Origin of the sequence: Frisingicoccus sp. (assembly GCF_048388605.1) — a bacterium.
Classification (GTDB): domain Bacteria; phylum Bacillota; class Clostridia; order Lachnospirales; family Lachnospiraceae; genus Frisingicoccus.
Genome location: NZ_DBGCTU010000039.1, coordinates 39,820 through 55,447, shown reverse-complemented (window position 1 = coordinate 55,447; position 15,628 = coordinate 39,820). Strand labels below are relative to the sequence as shown.

Annotated in this window: 18 protein-coding genes; all 18 read left to right on the top strand. The window is 47.8% G+C overall.

Features of this window, described 5'->3' with window-relative positions:
- Positions 1 to 6 precede the first annotated feature (6 nt).
- The 18 genes from spoIIIAD (at position 7) to ACMN7X_RS10200 (ending at position 15,625) form a co-directional block, all read left to right on the top strand.
- Positions 7 to 390 carry a stage III sporulation protein AD gene (spoIIIAD, locus tag ACMN7X_RS10285; protein ID WP_418747380.1) on the top strand — a complete coding sequence of 128 codons (384 nt, stop codon included), beginning with the start codon at positions 7 to 9 and terminating at the stop codon, positions 388 to 390.
- The gene (locus tag ACMN7X_RS10280) at positions 390 to 1,535 is read left to right on the top strand and encodes a stage III sporulation protein AE (protein WP_418747379.1); all 1,146 of its coding nucleotides are present in this window, start codon (positions 390 to 392) and stop codon (positions 1,533 to 1,535) included. The genes spoIIIAD and ACMN7X_RS10280 overlap by 1 nt, the downstream gene beginning before the upstream one ends.
- 20 nt (positions 1,536 to 1,555) lie before the next feature.
- Entirely contained in the window at positions 1,556 to 2,197 is a 642-nt protein-coding gene (locus ACMN7X_RS10275) for a stage III sporulation protein AF (RefSeq protein WP_418747443.1), read from the top strand.
- Positions 2,194 to 2,808 (top strand): stage III sporulation protein AG, encoded by a 615-nt coding sequence (locus ACMN7X_RS10270; RefSeq protein ID WP_418747378.1) that lies wholly within the window; start codon positions 2,194 to 2,196, stop codon positions 2,806 to 2,808. The genes ACMN7X_RS10275 and ACMN7X_RS10270 overlap by 4 nt, the downstream gene beginning before the upstream one ends.
- 12 nt (positions 2,809 to 2,820) lie before the next feature.
- On the top strand, positions 2,821 to 3,474 hold the full coding sequence (locus ACMN7X_RS10265; RefSeq protein ID WP_418747377.1) for a SpoIIIAH-like family protein: 654 nt from the start codon (positions 2,821 to 2,823) through the stop codon (positions 3,472 to 3,474).
- Between the two features lie 76 nt (positions 3,475 to 3,550).
- Positions 3,551 to 3,937 (top strand): Asp23/Gls24 family envelope stress response protein, encoded by a 387-nt coding sequence (locus tag ACMN7X_RS10260; RefSeq protein ID WP_418747376.1) that lies wholly within the window; start codon positions 3,551 to 3,553, stop codon positions 3,935 to 3,937.
- Positions 3,938 to 4,068: 131 nt separating this feature from the next.
- Complete coding sequence (gene nusB / locus ACMN7X_RS10255; RefSeq protein ID WP_418747375.1) at positions 4,069 to 4,464, top strand: transcription antitermination factor NusB; 396 nt, start codon at positions 4,069 to 4,071, stop codon at positions 4,462 to 4,464.
- On the top strand, positions 4,461 to 5,672 hold the full coding sequence (xseA, locus tag ACMN7X_RS10250; protein ID WP_418747374.1) for an exodeoxyribonuclease VII large subunit: 1,212 nt from the start codon (positions 4,461 to 4,463) through the stop codon (positions 5,670 to 5,672). The genes nusB and xseA overlap by 4 nt, the downstream gene beginning before the upstream one ends.
- The gene (gene xseB, locus ACMN7X_RS10245) at positions 5,659 to 5,850 is read left to right on the top strand and encodes an exodeoxyribonuclease VII small subunit (RefSeq protein ID WP_418747373.1); all 192 of its coding nucleotides are present in this window, start codon (positions 5,659 to 5,661) and stop codon (positions 5,848 to 5,850) included. The genes xseA and xseB overlap by 14 nt, the downstream gene beginning before the upstream one ends.
- Before the next feature lie 31 nt (positions 5,851 to 5,881).
- Entirely contained in the window at positions 5,882 to 6,793 is a 912-nt protein-coding gene (locus ACMN7X_RS10240) for a polyprenyl synthetase family protein (RefSeq protein WP_418747372.1), read from the top strand.
- Positions 6,794 to 6,810: 17 nt separating this feature from the next.
- Positions 6,811 to 8,676, top strand: a complete 1,866-nt coding sequence (gene dxs / locus ACMN7X_RS10235) for a 1-deoxy-D-xylulose-5-phosphate synthase (protein WP_418747371.1) — start codon at positions 6,811 to 6,813, stop codon at positions 8,674 to 8,676.
- A complete protein-coding gene (locus tag ACMN7X_RS10230; RefSeq protein ID WP_418747370.1) occupies positions 8,673 to 9,479 on the top strand; it encodes a TlyA family RNA methyltransferase in 807 nt (268 codons plus the stop codon). Before dxs ends, ACMN7X_RS10230 begins: the two co-directional genes overlap by 4 nt.
- A gap of 12 nt (positions 9,480 to 9,491) precedes the next feature.
- Positions 9,492 to 10,355 carry an NAD(+)/NADH kinase gene (locus ACMN7X_RS10225; protein ID WP_418747369.1) on the top strand — a complete coding sequence of 288 codons (864 nt, stop codon included), beginning with the start codon at positions 9,492 to 9,494 and terminating at the stop codon, positions 10,353 to 10,355.
- A 24-nt stretch (positions 10,356 to 10,379) separates the two neighbouring features.
- On the top strand, positions 10,380 to 10,829 hold the full coding sequence (gene argR, locus ACMN7X_RS10220) for an arginine repressor (protein WP_418747368.1): 450 nt from the start codon (positions 10,380 to 10,382) through the stop codon (positions 10,827 to 10,829).
- Positions 10,830 to 10,837: 8 nt separating this feature from the next.
- Positions 10,838 to 12,532, top strand: coding sequence for a DNA repair protein RecN (recN, locus tag ACMN7X_RS10215; RefSeq protein WP_418747367.1), 1,695 nt, complete (start codon positions 10,838 to 10,840; stop codon positions 12,530 to 12,532).
- 69 nt (positions 12,533 to 12,601) lie between these two features.
- Positions 12,602 to 13,873, top strand: coding sequence for a SpoIVB peptidase (spoIVB, locus tag ACMN7X_RS10210; RefSeq protein ID WP_418747366.1), 1,272 nt, complete (start codon positions 12,602 to 12,604; stop codon positions 13,871 to 13,873).
- A gap of 115 nt (positions 13,874 to 13,988) precedes the next feature.
- Positions 13,989 to 14,909 carry a substrate-binding domain-containing protein gene (locus tag ACMN7X_RS10205; protein ID WP_418747365.1) on the top strand — a complete coding sequence of 307 codons (921 nt, stop codon included), beginning with the start codon at positions 13,989 to 13,991 and terminating at the stop codon, positions 14,907 to 14,909.
- A 20-nt stretch (positions 14,910 to 14,929) separates the two neighbouring features.
- Entirely contained in the window at positions 14,930 to 15,625 is a 696-nt protein-coding gene (locus ACMN7X_RS10200; RefSeq protein ID WP_418747364.1) for an ABC transporter permease, read from the top strand.
- Positions 15,626 to 15,628: the final 3 nt, after the last annotated feature.

Genomic DNA, 15,628 nt, shown 5'->3' with positions numbered 1-15,628 from the left:
ATTTGGATGATCAAGATTGCCTGTATCGGATTGATGGCGGTATTTTTAGCCCTGAAGCTAAAAAGCGTCCAGCCTGAATATGCGCTGCTCACAGGTATTGCGGCCTGCATTGTTTTGTTTGGTTTTTCGGTGTCGAAGCTGGAGGTGATTTTTTCGGGGATCGACAAAATCCGGGAGTATCTGTCGGTGAACAGCGCTTATATCGGAATTATTTTAAAAGTGATAGGGATTGCCTATGTCAGTGAGTTTTCGGCAAACCTGTGTAAGGATGCCGGTTATGGAGGTATTGCCTCCCAGATAGAAATGTTCGGCAAATTGAGTATTCTTGTGATGAGTCTTCCGATTCTGACAACGCTGCTCTCCACTATTCAGGAATTTATGGGGGAATGATGGGTGCGGGAAAAGGAAGGTATTTTTGCCGGTGGATATCGCTGGCATTTATTTTATGGACAGCCTGCTGCCTTCCGGCGCTGGCGGAGAGCGGGGAGGACATGCTGGATTATGGCCAGATCCAGGAGGCTATGGATGAGATGCTCCCCGAAACGGTTCAGCTCTCTTTCTCCGAACTGGTGGGCCGGTTGACAAGCGGCGATATTCAGGGTGTGCTTGAAAGCCTTAAGGAATATCTGCTGAATCAGATTTTTTATGAGCTCCGGAGCAATCGGAGCCTGTTGGTGCAGATGGTCGGCATCGTATTCATAAGCGCCGTTTTCACCAATTTTTCAATGGCTTTTTCCAAAACCTTTGTGGCGGAAACGGGATTTTATCTGACATATATGGTTTTGTTTTCACTTCTGCTGACCTCCTTCATGACGGCCGCCCGGATGGCCTCCGGCCTGATGGAAAATATGCTCCGTTTTATGTCGGCCCTTGTTCCGGTTTTCTGTTTATCGGTTACATTTACAGGGAACATTCAAAGCGGTATATGGTATCAGCAGGCCATGGTTACGGGAATTACAGTGGTTCAATGGGTGATTTCCAGATTTGTTTTAAGTCTTATTCATATGTATGTGCTGATTTCTTTGGTGAATCAGTTGTCAAAGGAGGATTCTCTCTCAAAATGTGCCGATCTGATAAAAACCGTGGCCGGATGGTCCATAAAAACAGTTCTCGGCGTGATCCTTGGTTTGAATTTTATACAAAGCCTGGTGATGCCGGCCTTTGATTCTCTGAAAAACGGGTGGGCCATGCGGGTCACTTCGGCGGTGCCCGGGGTTGGGGATGCCATGGGGACGGCCATGCAGACGGTCATCGGCTCGGCGGTGCTCATTAAAAACGGAATTGGCGCTGCCGGTTTGATCGTACTTGCTTTTTTGTTCTTGATACCGGCGGCAAAGCTTGCGGTGATCGTATTGATGTATCAGGCTGCCCAGGCGCTTGTCCAGCCTGTGGCGGACAAGCGGATGCTCACCTGCCTTCACAGTGTATCTGAGGGCGTTTTGCTGCTCTTAAAGGTACAGGGGATGGTATTTATACTGTTTTTCCTGTCCATGGCGATGATGACGGCGGCGTCGGGCGCTGTCTTCGGCGGATAAGGGAGGAAACCGGCAAAGTGATGGATATATTTCGGGAATGGATTCAGAATGTGGTTGTTTTTCTTTTGCTTATGACGATGGCGGGACAGCTGATCCCCGAGGAAAAATACAGGAAGTATATTCATCTTACCATGGGGCTTCTGCTGATCCTTGTTATTTTACTCCCATTGACAAAGCTGACGGGAATGGAGGAAAAGATTTATCAGAATTTTATACGGGAAAGCTTTCGTATTTCGGCAGCGGATGCCCGGGCCGGAGAGAGTATTGTGGGGGCTGAGGGACAGTTTTCCGACGGATACAGGCAGATGATTCGGGAGGAGGTCCGGCTGTATTTTGAAGCGAATTCCATGGTAATGAAATATTGCGAACTGGATATGGATGATGATGCGGAAAGTGAAAATTACGGGCAGATTTATCAGATGAAAGTGGGTATCGTGCCGAAGGACAGAAATATGGACGAGACTGATTCACAAAAGGAAATTGAGAAGGAGATAAGCGTCGGAGAGATTCAGATCGGCGAAGGAAAATACGGGGATGCTCCGGATAATTCTGAAATTTCAAATTCATCTCCGCCGAAAGAAAAAATTGAGCAGTGGAGAAAGGACATATTGCTTCAGTTTGGAATTGAAGAAGAACAGTTGGAATTGGAGATATTATCATGAAAAAATTTCTGGATTTTAAGAATTTCAAGTGGAATAAAGAAAGTGCTTTTATCATTATACTGGCCGGAATTTTATGCCTTGTTGTCGTCTGGCCTGCCTCCGGTTCTTCAACAGCCGATTCCGTGAGAGACGTCGGCGGCAGCAGCGGGGATTCTGGAAGTCCAAATGGAGGAAATGCTTCCACGGATTCTGCTCAGACGGCGCTGAACCTTTATGTGGAAAATCAGGAGGAGAGGCTTAAGAATATCCTGGAGCAGATGGACGGGGTTGGGAAAATCCAGGTGATGATCCGGGCGAAGGCGTCAAAGGAATATGTAGTGGAGAAGGATTTAACGACAAGCACAAACACAGTCAGCGAAACCGATTCCCAGGGAGGCACACGGCAGAGCAGCGAGGCGAGTAAGAGCGAAGCGTCTCTTTATACAAAGGATGGCAGCGGAAATGATATACCATGGGTTATTAAAGAAATGGAACCGGAGATCGAGGGTGTCGTTGTTGCGGCTGAGGGCGGCGGCAATGAGCAGATCGCCAATGAAATTACTCAGGCAGTTCAGGTTCTATTTAATATTCCCATACATAAAATTAAAGTAGTAAAAATGAAAGGCGAATAAGGAGGGTCCTGTTTGAAGAAGCGAAGTGTCCGAAAAAATCAGGTGATCATTGCGGCCCTGGCGGTGATGATTGTTGTTGCCGGATATTTAAATTTTAAATCCGGCGCTATGGAGGCGAAAGAGTCCTCCGTGTTATCTAATGCGGCGGTGGGCGAAAGCGAGGAAACGGCGGCGGACGAGGTTCTGCTAGACCTGACGGAGAACAATATCCAGGAAATTGAAGTTGCCGATGAAGAGGATATGGAAGATTTGGAAAACAGTGAAACGGAAAGCCCCGAGGATGTGGGCGAAGCGGTACTGACAAGTACGGCGGCGGCCCAGAATTTCAGCGCCCAGGCGAAGCTGAATCGGGAACAGATGCGCTCAAAAAATAAAGAAGCCCTGATTGAAGTTATCAATAATGAAAATGTTACTGAGGATTTAAAACAGTCTGCCATGGAAGATCTGATGGACATGACAAACCGTTCGGAGATGGAGGTGGCCGCCGAGAATCTTCTGACGGCGAAAGGCTTTGAAAATTCAGTGGTGAGTCTGACAAAGGATTCCTGCGATGTGGTCGTCTGCCGGGAAAGTCTGACGGAGAGTGAACGGGCGCAGATTGAAGATATTATCGCGAGAAAAACCGATGTCGGCACAGAAAATATCGTCATTACAACATTAAATTGATAAATTTCTTTGCAAAAGCATATAATTTTGTTATAATACAAGATAAGAAGCGTTGAGCAAATGGAGGTAGAGACCGATGGCTAAAGAACAGGAAAATACAATGAATTATTCAATACAGGATGACCGTGTGATCGGTGAGGTGCAGATTGCGGACGAAGTGGTTGCAATCATCGCCGGACTGGCGGCAACGGAAGTCAAGGGAGTTGCTTCCATGTATGGCAATATTACCAATGAATTGGTGGCAAAGCTCGGAATGAAAAATCTTTCCAAAGGCGTAAAGATTGAGGTGTCTGACAGTAAAGTCAGTGTTGACCTGGCTATTAATCTGGAATATGGATATAACATTCCGGAGGTCACCGGGGCTGTTCAGGACAGAGTAAAAAATGCCATTGAAACGATGACCGGCCTCAGTGTTGAGGACGTCAATATCCGGGTGGCCGGCGTCAATCTGGAGGATGAATAATTTTTATATCCCGAACCGAGTTTAAGAAGAGATTTGGAATCTTTTCCCGCATGTATGGCAGCATAAGTGACGTAGGGTTTTGTGCCCTGCGTCACTTTTACAGTGATAAAGGCTTATTTTAGGAGGAAGCTATGGGCAGACGAGAGTTGAGAGAACATATATTTCGTCTTTTATTCCGCACGGAATTTCATTCTGAGGCGGAGATGACAGAACAGGAGGATTTTTATCTGGCTTATCTCGGAGAGATCTCCGATGAGGACAGAGCATATATTCAGGGCAAAGTCAATGCCATTATTGAGAAAAAGGCAGAATTGGACGGCCGGATCAATGCGGTGGCCGACAAATGGAAAACGGAGCGGATGACAAAGGTGGATCTGACGATCATCCGGCTGGCGTCTTATGAGATAATTTATGATGAGGAAGTGCCTGTGGGAGTTGCGATCAATGAAGCCGTGGAACTGGCAAAACGTTACGGCACAGATCAGTCGCCGTCCTTTGTGAATGCAGTGCTGGCGAAACTGGCATGAGTGTATATTCCGTATCTCAGGTTAATCGATATATTAAAAGCCTCATTTCAGAGGATTACTTTTTAAGTCGGATCTATGTCCGGGGGGAAGTTTCGAATTGTAAATATCATATTTCCGGGCACATTTATTTTACACTGAAGGACAGAGAAGGGGCGATTCCCTGTGTGATGTTTGCCGGGTCAAGGGGCGGATTAAAATTTCATCTCAGCGAGGGCCAGCAGGTGATCGTTCTTGGAAATATCAGTGTCTATGAGAGGGACGGCCGATACCAGCTCTACGCCCGGGAGATTGTGATGGAAGGCCGGGGCCTTCTTTATCAACAGTTCGAGGCTTTAAAAAAAGAGCTGGAACAGAAGGGCTATTTTGATAAGTCGCATAAAAAAACGATTCCGGCTTATCCGAGGCAGATCGGCATCGTTACCGCCCGGACAGGTGCGGCGATCCAGGATATGATCCATATCTCAGCCCGGCGGAATCCTTATGTCCAGCTGATTTTATATCCGTCTCTTGTTCAGGGGGAACAGGCGGCGGAGAGTATTGTCCGGGGAATAAAATATCTGGATAATTATGGTGTGGATGTGCTGATCGTCGGCCGCGGCGGCGGTTCCATAGAAGATTTGTGGGCGTTTAATGAGCGGATCGTGGCCGATGCCATTTATCAGTGCAAAACGCCGGTGATTTCCGCCGTGGGGCATGAAACCGATGTGACGATTTCGGACTTTGTGGCGGATCTGAGAGCGCCGACACCTTCCGCGGCGGCGGAGCTGGCTGTTCCGGAATGGTCGGGCATCCTGCGGCAGCTGGAAGATGGGCAGAGGCGTTTATATGCGAAGATGGAAGAACGGCTGGAGTGGTATCGAAACAGGATAAATCAGTATGAGCGGCAGTTAAAATATGTCAGTCCGGCCTCAAGGATCAATGATCATCGTCAGCGGCTGATGTATATGGAAGAGCAGCTTGAGCAGCAGATGAAGAAAGGACTGGCGGACAACCGTCATCGGTTGGCAATTTACAGTGAAAGACTGTCGGGACTTTCACCTTTGAAACAGCTGGAGCGGGGCTATGCGGTTGTCAGTAAGGTGAACGGTCAGGGAATCCATTCGGCAGCTCAGGCCGAAATCGGCGAAAAGATTCGTGTGCGGTTGGCGGACGGGCAGTTGGAAGCGGTCGTGGACGGAAAAGAAGGTGGGAATTATGGCAAAGAGTAAGACATTGGAGACGGCATTTTCCGAGCTGGAGGATTTGATTCAGCAAATGGAGAATAAAGAGACCAGTCTGGAGGAATCCTTTAAATTATATACGGCAGGGATGAAATTGATAAAATATTGCAATGATTCCCTGGACAAAGTGGAAAAGAAGTTAATCGAAGTCAGTGATGAAGAATAAGCTGATGAAAGTCAGTGATGAGGAAACAATCATGGATTTTAAACAGGAATTGGGAAAAAGGACAGAAGCAATAGAAAATATATTGACAGCCTGTGCCCCGAAAGAGGAGGGCTATCAGAAAACAATATTTCAGGCGATGAATTACAGCCTGATGGCTGGAGGCAAACGGCTGCGTCCGATGTTGATTCAGGAGACTTATCGATTATTCGGGGGCAGTCATGAGGCGGTGATCCATCCCTTTATGGCGGCCATCGAAATGATACATACCTATTCGCTTATTCATGATGATCTGCCCGCATTGGACAATGATGAATACCGGAGAGGAAGAAAGACGTCCCATGTTGTTTTTGGCGAGGCTATGGCTATTCTGGCGGGGGATGCCCTGTTGAATTATGCTTTTGAGACAGCGTCAAAGGCTTTTGATCTGGCGGAAAGTATGGAAGAGTTTCGGGCTGTTGCCGGGGCAATGCAGATTTTATCCGCCAAGCCGGGAATTTACGGAATGATCGGCGGCCAGGTGGTTGATGTGGAACTGGAGGGACAGCCCCTGGATAAACCGGTGTTGGATTTTATCCATGAGATGAAGACAAGCGCGTTGATTGAGTGTTCAATGATGATTGGCGCGATATTGGCCGGAGCCGACGAAGCTTCATTGAAAAAGGTGGAGCAGACGGCAAAAAATATCGGTATCAGCTTCCAGATTCAGGATGATATACTGGATGTGACAAGTACACTGGAGGTTTTGGGAAAGCAGACCCATAGTGATGAAAAAAATCATAAAACGACGTATGTGACACTGTTTGGCATTGACGGTGCAATGGCTGAAGCGGAACGTTTTTCGAATAAGGCCATAGCTTTACTTGAAGAAATGTCGGAGGAAAGGGGCATGGAGAATCCGTTTTTGACGGAATTGATATGTCAGCTTGTACACAGAGAAAAGTAAGCAGGTGAATACAGATCATGTCAGGAATATTAGAGCAGATTAAACAGGCAAATGATATTAAAAAAATTGATGCGTCCCGGTATGGCGAGCTGGCGGAGGAATTGAGGGAATTTATTATTCAGTCTGTCAGTGAGACGGGAGGGCATCTGGCTTCAAATCTGGGCGTTGTTGAATTGACAATGGCGCTTCATCTTTGCCTGGATTTACCAAAGGATAAGATTATCTGGGATGTCGGTCATCAGTCTTATACCCATAAGATTCTGACGGGGCGGAAGGATGAATTTGCGGGACTTCGTTCCTACGGAGGTATGAGCGGTTTCCCGAAGCATCGGGAAAGCCAGTGTGACGCTTTTGATACGGGGCACAGTTCCACGTCGATTTCGGCGGCCCTCGGATATGTCCGGGCACGGGAATTGACCGGTGAGGATTATACGGTGGTGGCGGTTATCGGCGACGGCTCCCTGACCGGGGGTATGGCCTATGAAGCCCTGAATAATGCGGCACGGCTGGATACAAATCTTATTATCATTTTAAACGATAATAAGATGTCCATTTCGGAAAATGTGGGCGGCATGAGTAAATATTTGAATCAGATTCGCACAAATGAAAATTATGTGGAATTTAAGTCGGATGTGGAAACCGCTCTCCGCCGGATTCCGGGAATCGGCGATTCGGTGGCCAGGGGAGTGAAGCGTTCAAAGGATTCTCTCAAGCAGTGGCTTATTCCGGGAGGATTTTTTGAGGATCTGGGCATTGAATATATGGGACCTGTGGACGGACATAATATGAACCAGTTGATCCGGGCCATTAAGACGGCCCAGAAGGAAAAGCAGGCGGTGATCGTGCATGTGATCACCCAGAAGGGCAAAGGCTATGAGCCTGCGGAGACACGGCCGTCCGAGTTCCACGGCGTCGGAAAATTCGATGTAAAAAGCGGAGAGATTGCTAAAAGTCCTAATGTTACTTATACGGAAGCCTTTTCAAAAGCGATTCAGTACATTGGAATGAAGGATAAACGGGTGGTTGCCGTCAGCGCGGCGATGCCTTCGGGAACAGGGCTGACAAAGTTTGCAAAACGGTTTCCGGGAAGATTTTTTGATGTAGGCATTGCGGAAGAACATGCTGTGACTTTTGCGGGAGGTCTGGCAGCCGGAGGGCTGAAACCCTATGTGGCGATTTATTCGTCGTTTTTCCAGAGGGCCTATGATCAGGTCATCCACGATGTCTGTATTCCTGATCTGCCGGTCACCTTTTGCGTCGATCGGGCGGGAATCGTCGGCGCGGATGGGGAGACCCATCAGGGAATTCTGGATCTATCCTTTTTTGCTTCCATTCCGGGAATGACTGTCTGTGCGCCGAAAAATAAATTTGAATTATATGATATGATTAAATTTTCGCTGAATTTTGGCCATCCTCTGGCCATTCGCTATCCGAGGGGCGATGCCTATGAGGGTGAGCGGGAACATCGGGCGCCGATCGTCTGCGGAAAGAGCGAGCTGCTTTATGAGGGCGAACAGGTGGCGCTTGTCGCTGTCGGCAGTATGGTGGAGACGGCCATACAGGTGAAAGATTATCTGGCGGAAGCGGGGCTTCCGGCAACGGTTGTCAATGCCCGCTTTATTAAGCCGCTGGATACGGATATGCTGGACGCTCTTGCGGAGAAGCACAACATGATCGTTACTATGGAAGAAAATGTACTTCGGGGCGGTTTTGGTGAAGCCGTGTCTGATTATTATATGACGAAGGGGCTGCCTGTATTTGTCAAGCATGTGGGCATCCCGGATGTATTCGTGGAGCATGGCAATGTGGCTCAGCTGAGGACATCGATGGGTATGGATGCCTGGGCCATATCCGCAAAGATTTTATCTGAGGTATTATTATGAAAAAAAGACTGGATGTGCTCTTAGTGGAGCGCCGTCTGGCAGATTCCCGGGAAAAGGCAAAGGCTGTTATTATGACGGGCAATGTGTTTGTCAACGGCCAGCGGGAGGATAAGGCGGGGACGGCCTTTGATGAGGAAAAGGCGTCCATTGAGATCAAGGGCCATACAATGAAATATGTGAGCCGGGGCGGTTATAAGCTGGAAAAAGCGATGGACGTTTTCGGCGTTGACGTGCGGGACAAGGTATGCATGGATATCGGTTCGTCCACCGGCGGTTTTACGGACTGCATGCTCCAGAATGGGGCGGTGAAGGTTTTTGCCGTGGATGTGGGGCGCGGACAGCTTGACTGGAAGCTGCGTCAGGATGAACGGGTCGTCAGCATGGAGAAGACCAATATCCGTTATGTGACGCCGGAGGATATCGGAGAATCCGTTGCCTTTGCTTCGGTGGACGTTTCCTTTATATCGCTGGCGCTTGTGCTGCCTGCGGCCAGGGCACTCTTAACGGAAGACGGGCATATGGTCTGCCTGATCAAACCCCAGTTTGAGGCCGGCCGGGAAAAGGTCGGCAAAAAGGGAGTTGTCCGGGATAAGGCGGTACATATTGAAGTGATAGAGAAAGTGATCCATATTGCCGATGAACTTCATTTTAAGGTGCTCGGGCTGGATTATTCGCCGATCAAGGGGCCGGAGGGCAATATTGAATATTTGATTTATCTTGAAAAACGCCCGGAGGATGAGGCGCCGGCCCATGAACCGGTGGATGTGAGACAGGTGGTGGAGCAATCCCATGCTTCGCTTTAACAGGAGAGACGGATGGATAAATTTTTAGTTGTGACAAATCAGGATAAAGACAGAGATCTGCAGGTCACCAGGGAAATAAAAAAATATATTGAATCCAGAGATTGTGTGTGCCATCTGGCGGAACCTCTGATGGGTACGGATCTGCTGCAGACCGGATACACGGATATGAGTAAGCTGCAGGAAGATGTGGACTGTGTGATTGTGATCGGCGGTGACGGAACATTTATTCAGGCGGTAAGAGATTTTGCCGGATTGGATATTCCGATGGTTGGCGTTAATATGGGAACGGTCGGCTTTCTGGCGGCCATCGATGTGGACGGACTGCATGACGGGCTTGATGCCCTGATTGACGGAAAATTTACCATACAGCAGCGTATCATGCTTTTGGGACAGGTTTACCGGGATGGGCGGCGCCGGCATAAAAGCATTGCATTCAATGATGTTATTGTGACCCGTTCCGGATTCTCACGGCTGGTCGAATTAAAAATTTATGTAAATGATCAGTTATTGGATATCTATGCGGCAGATGGCGTTATTGTGTCCACGCCGACGGGTTCGACGGGGTATAATCTGTCCGCCGGGGGCCCTGTGGTCTTTCCGGAAACGGAAATGATGATCATTACGCCGATCTGTCCCCATTCTCTGTCTGCTCGAAGCGTGGTCGTTTCAGCTCAGGCAAAGATAAAAATTGAAGTCGGGAGGCGGCGCAAGACCCAGAAGGAAGAGGCGCTTGTCACCTATGACGGGCAGACGGTATGGGACCTGGAATCTTCCGATGTGGTGGAAGTTGTCCAGGCAAGTACGAAGGTGCCGATTGTAAATATACGTCAGAAAAGCTTCTGCGATATATTACGCAACAAAATGAAAAATGTATAATAATGCGGAAGGGAAGTGTCAGATTTGAAATCAAAACGGCATGCAAAAATTTTGGAACTCATTGATAAGTATGATATTGAAACCCAGGAAGAACTGGCGGACCGGCTGAATGAAAGCGGATTTTCCGTCACTCAGGCAACCATTTCCCGGGACATCCGGGAACTTAAATTATCTAAAGTTTCGGGCAGCAACGGCCGTCAGAAATATGTTGCTTTTATTAAACCGACAATGGAAATGACGGATAAGTATTCCAGAGTTTTAAAAGAAGGCTATGTTTCCAAAGAAGTTGCCACAAGCATGATTGTCATTAAAACAGTGACAGGGATGGCAATGGCTGTGGCCGTGGCGATCGATCATATGGAACTTCCGGGAGTTGTCGGATGTATTGCCGGAGATGATACGATTATGTGTGCTCTTCGCAGTGATGAAGATGCCCATACGGTAATGGAAAAAATTAATCAGATGTTGAAATAGGAGATACGATGCTTTTAAGTGTACATGTAAAAAATCTGGCGTTAATTGATGAGGTTGAGATGAACTTTGAAAATAATCTCAATATATTGACCGGTGAGACCGGCGCGGGCAAATCGGTTCTTATGGGCGCGGTAAATATGGCCCTCGGGGGCCGGGTTTCCAGGGATATGATACGCAAAGGGGCGGACTTTGCCCTGGCAGAGCTGTTTTTCAGTGTTTCCGATGTCAGGGTGCTGGAAACATTGAAGGCCATGGAGATTCCGGTGGAGGATGACCTGGTGGTTATATCCCGCCGTATGACTTCCGGCCGGAGTGTAAGCCGGATCAACGGGGAGATCGTTTCCGCGGCCGATGTGCGGCGGGCCGGGCAGCTTCTGATGGATATACACGGTCAGCACGAGCATCAGTCATTATTGGATAAATCCAGGCATTTGACCATTCTGGACCGGTTTATCCGGGAACCTTTAGGGGACAGAAAAGAAAGACTTGCCGGGGCCTATCAGGAATATATGCATTGGAAGGATGTCTTTGAAAATCAGGCGATGGACAGCGAACAGCGTCTGCGCCGGGCGGCCTTTATTGAATTTGAAGTGGAAGAGATTGAGAATGCCCGTTTAACTCCGGGAGAGGATGAGCAGCTTGAGGCGGATTATCGAAAGATGTCCCATGGCCGTCAGATCATCGAGGGGCTTTCCCAGGTGCATCAGTGGACAGGCTATGACGACAGTACATCAGCCGGGGAGCAGCTTGGACGGGGCCTTAAAAATTTCTATAATCTGGAAGATTATGATCCGGAACTGAGTGTCCTTCGGGAACAACTGGAAAATATTGAGGGCCTGTTAAATGATTTTAACCGGGATTTATCCGGATATATGGATACACTATCCTTTGATGAACAGGATTTCAGGGATACGGAAGATCGCCTGGATCTGATCAACCGTCTGAAAGCAAAATACGGGGCAACGATCGAGGATATTTTAAAATATAAGGCGGAAAAAGAGGCGGAGCTTCATCGTCTGCGCGGATATGATGACTGGCTTGCCGGAGTAAAGGCAAAGCTTTCGGCCAGTGAAAAAGAGTTGAAGGCTCTGGCGGACGAGGTGAGCGGTATTCGGAGAAAATACGGGTCGATGCTTGAAAAACAGATGGAAGAGTCATTGAAAGATCTGAATTTCCTTCAGGTGCGTTTTCAGATAAAGATAGCTCCGACAGAAAAGTACACGAAAAACGGCCGGGATGATGTCGAATTTCTTGTGTCCACGAATCCGGGAGAGGATGTGAAACCGCTCGGACAGGTCGCTTCCGGCGGTGAACTTTCAAGAATCATGCTCGGCATTAAATCCGTTTTGGCCGAGATCGATGAGATCCCGACATTGATTTTTGATGAGATCGATGCGGGGATCAGCGGACGGACAGCCCAGAAGGTTGCCGAAAAGATGGCCTATATCGGGAGAAATCATCAGGTTTTATGTATTACCCATTTGCCGCAGATTGCAGCCATGGCGGACAGCCATTATCTCATAGAGAAGACAGCCGACGGTATGCGGACGGAAACCCGGATCCGCAAGCTGGGCGAAGAGGAACAGGTGAGAGAAGTGGGCCGTCTGATGGGCGGCGTCGAGATCACTCGAACGATTTTAGACAGTGCGGATGAAATGAAAAAAATGGCAGAACAGTTTAGAAAAACCTGTTTGAAAAATTAAATATGGTCACATACTATGAAGGATGTACGCAGCTCGTATATCCTTTATTTTATGTATGGAGGCGATAGGATGAATCGGAAAAAATACCGCAGGTGGCTCATTATTGTGTTTATCATTTATCTCTGCGCATTTTCGTATTATCTTTCCTATACCATCCACACATCCATACCGGATGTCTGGAAGCTGACGGTGGGAAAGGAAGAAACGCTGGATTTTAATCTGCCCCTGACGATGCAGGCGGATGACGAAAGTCTTGCCGTGGCCAGTATAAATGGTGAAAGAGTACCTTCAGATCAAATACATTTGAATTTAAATGAAACCGTGTCGGTCAATATTGAAGAAAAGGGCACATATCATTTTTCGTTAAAATGGATGGGGTTTCATTTAAAAGATGTGGAAGTCGATGTTGTCGATGAAACAAAATTGATGCCCCTGGGGATGCCGGTGGGTATTTATATACGCACAAAGGGCGTTATGGTTCTCGGCACCGGCTCAGTGACCGACTATGAGGGTGATCGGGCGGAACCGGCAGCCGATGTGCTTCAGAGCGGCGATTATATATTGGAGGCGGATCATCAGAAGATCCAATCCATTGATGATTTGACGGATATCCTGGAACATTGGGAAGGCGGAGATATGCTTCTGACAGTTTTGAGGAACAATGAAAGTGAAAAAGTGCGGGTCACGCCGGTGCGCACCGAGGATTCCGAATATAAAATCGGCGCCTGGATCCGGCAGGATGCTCAGGGAATCGGCACTCTCAGTTATGTAGATTCCGAAAATCATTTTGCCGCTCTGGGGCACAGTATCACCGATGTGGATACAAGCCGGCGAATCGATATCAGCGGCGGCCGCCTTTATCAATCCAATATCCTTTCCATTGTCAAGGGGCAGAACGGCGTTCCCGGAGAGATGGTGGGCAATATTGATTATAAACACGGACAGATTCTCGGACAGATTGAATCCAATAATGAGAATGGAATTTTTGGCACATTGGCCGAAGAAGCCGGACTTTATGACGAAAGTCAGGCCCTTCCTGTGGGATATCGACATGAGGTGGAAAAAGGTCCCGCGACTGTACGGTGCTGCGTCGAGGGAAATATCAGAGATTACGAAGTGGAAATTGAAAGCCTCGAACTGGGCGGCTCCGGCAAAAATCGGGATATGGTCATTAAAATAACCGATGAAGATCTGTTAAATGCCACTAACGGGATTGTTCAGGGTATGAGCGGGTCTCCGATCATTCAAAACGGAAAACTGATCGGGGCCGTTACCCATGTGTTTGTCAATGATTCCACAAAAGGATATGGAATCTTTATTGAGAATATGTTAGAGCATTGAAAATAATAGTGCAAAATGCCCAAAAAGTATAATGTCAAATGATTAACTTTTATTGACTCTTACTGTTTTCTATAATAAGATAAAAGCATAATAGAAGGAAAACAGGAGGTATTCTATGAAAAAATTATGGGCAATTTTGGGAATTTGTGCACTGACACTCTGTGCATGCGGACAGAAGGCAGGCGATGTAAAGGAAACAAAGGCGGAAACTGCTCAGACAACAGAAACAATGGCGGCAGAGACAGAAACGGCCGGAGAGGAGACCTCCGGCGATAAGGGAACATTAATTCTTGCAACGACAACAAGCACGAAGGACAGTGGGTTACTGGATGTGATTCTTCCGGTTTTTGAGGAAGCCACGGGCTATCAGGTGGACGTCGTTTCCGTTGGCTCAGGCGAGGCGATGAAGATGGGTGAAAATGGTGAGGCCGATGTACTTCTGGTTCATTCTCCGGCGGCGGAAAAAGCCTTTGTTGAAGGCGGACATGCCGATGAGGATGGAAGAAAAGATGTGATGTATAATGATTTTGTTTTAGTCGGACCGAAGGATGACCCTGCAGGTATCCAGGCGGAAGCTCCGGCGGATGCGGTAAAGGCTTTCCAGATGCTGAGTGAAACCGAATCCACGTTTATATCAAGAAGTGATGAATCCGGCACCCATAAAAAAGAGCTGACAATCTGGGAAAAATGTGGTATTGAGCCGTCCGGCGAGTGGTATGTGGAAGCAGGTACGGGCATGGGCGCTGTTCTTGAGATGGCGAATGAAACCTTAGCCTATACCTTATCGGATCGAGCAACCTGGCTGAATCTTGGCCTGGACGGAGATTTGATGATTGTCTGTGAGAAGGATGAGAGCGGTATTTTATATAATCAGTATGGGGTAATCTGCGTGAATCCGGATAAAAATGATGTGATCAATCATGAGGGTGCCAAGGCATTTCAGAATTGGATCATCTCAGAAGAGACCCAGTCGCTGATTGGTGAATACGGTACAGAAGAATACGGTGCGCCGTTATTTACGCCAAATGCTCAGTAAAATATGACAGTTAACAGCTTATGAATATTATTATTGAAGGCATCAAAGAGGCGATTCGTCTTATATTTTCTTTGGATGCCGAGGTGTTTGAAGTTGTTTTATTATCTTTAAGAGTTTCCATGACATCTCTGCTTGCGGCGGGAACCGGAGGGATACTTCTTGGTATTCTCATATCAAAATATCGATTTCCTCTGAAGCATTTAGTCATGCGCATTATTTATACGCTGATGGGCATACCGCCGGTGCTCTGCGGGCTGTTGGTGTATATTCTGTTTATGCGCCGGGGACCCTTTGGAAGCCTGAGGCTGAATTATACGGTAACAATTATGATCATTGCCCAGATTCTGATGATCCTGCCGATTATCATCGGGCTGACCTATAATGCGGCGGCGGAAAAGCAGGAGCGGATTTATCGTTTATCCAAAACTCTGGGGGCAAGTCCTGCGCAGACGATGGGGCTGTTTCTCTATGAATTGCGCGGAGGCATTGTCGTCGCTTTAGTTTCCGGATTTTCGAGAGCCATTTCAGAAGTCGGGGCGGTAATGATCGTGGGCGGAAATATTGATGGAAAAACACGGGTGATGACGACCTATATTTCTCAGCTGAAGGGCATGGGCGAATATGAACGGGCTTTGGCGGTGGGAATTATTTTGCTGCTGATTTCTTTCATGGTGAATACGGTCCTTTACCATTTTCAGAGGGAAAAGGGCGGATGATAT

Bases quoted from the DNA above. Each gene is read 5' to 3' on its own strand.
- ACMN7X_RS10205 (WP_418747365.1), top strand. From the start codon at position 13,989: ATGAAAAAATTATGGGCAATTTTGGGAATTTGTGCACTGACACTCTGT.
- ACMN7X_RS10260 (WP_418747376.1), top strand. From the start codon at position 3,551: ATGGCTAAAGAACAGGAAAATACAATGAATTATTCAATACAGGATGAC.
- ACMN7X_RS10270 (WP_418747378.1), top strand. From the start codon at position 2,194: ATGAAAAAATTTCTGGATTTTAAGAATTTCAAGTGGAATAAAGAAAGT.
- recN (WP_418747367.1), top strand. From the start codon at position 10,838: ATGCTTTTAAGTGTACATGTAAAAAATCTGGCGTTAATTGATGAGGTT.
- nusB (WP_418747375.1), top strand. From the start codon at position 4,069: ATGGGCAGACGAGAGTTGAGAGAACATATATTTCGTCTTTTATTCCGC.
- ACMN7X_RS10275 (WP_418747443.1), top strand. From the start codon at position 1,556: ATGGATATATTTCGGGAATGGATTCAGAATGTGGTTGTTTTTCTTTTG.
- ACMN7X_RS10240 (WP_418747372.1), top strand. From the start codon at position 5,882: ATGGATTTTAAACAGGAATTGGGAAAAAGGACAGAAGCAATAGAAAAT.
- xseB (WP_418747373.1), top strand. From the start codon at position 5,659: ATGGCAAAGAGTAAGACATTGGAGACGGCATTTTCCGAGCTGGAGGAT.
- spoIVB (WP_418747366.1), top strand. From the start codon at position 12,602: ATGAATCGGAAAAAATACCGCAGGTGGCTCATTATTGTGTTTATCATT.
- dxs (WP_418747371.1), top strand. From the start codon at position 6,811: ATGTCAGGAATATTAGAGCAGATTAAACAGGCAAATGATATTAAAAAA.
- ACMN7X_RS10200 (WP_418747364.1), top strand. From the start codon at position 14,930: ATGAATATTATTATTGAAGGCATCAAAGAGGCGATTCGTCTTATATTT.
- spoIIIAD (WP_418747380.1), top strand. From the start codon at position 7: ATGATCAAGATTGCCTGTATCGGATTGATGGCGGTATTTTTAGCCCTG.
- ACMN7X_RS10280 (WP_418747379.1), top strand. From the start codon at position 390: ATGGGTGCGGGAAAAGGAAGGTATTTTTGCCGGTGGATATCGCTGGCA.
- xseA (WP_418747374.1), top strand. From the start codon at position 4,461: ATGAGTGTATATTCCGTATCTCAGGTTAATCGATATATTAAAAGCCTC.
- ACMN7X_RS10230 (WP_418747370.1), top strand. From the start codon at position 8,673: ATGAAAAAAAGACTGGATGTGCTCTTAGTGGAGCGCCGTCTGGCAGAT.
- ACMN7X_RS10225 (WP_418747369.1), top strand. From the start codon at position 9,492: ATGGATAAATTTTTAGTTGTGACAAATCAGGATAAAGACAGAGATCTG.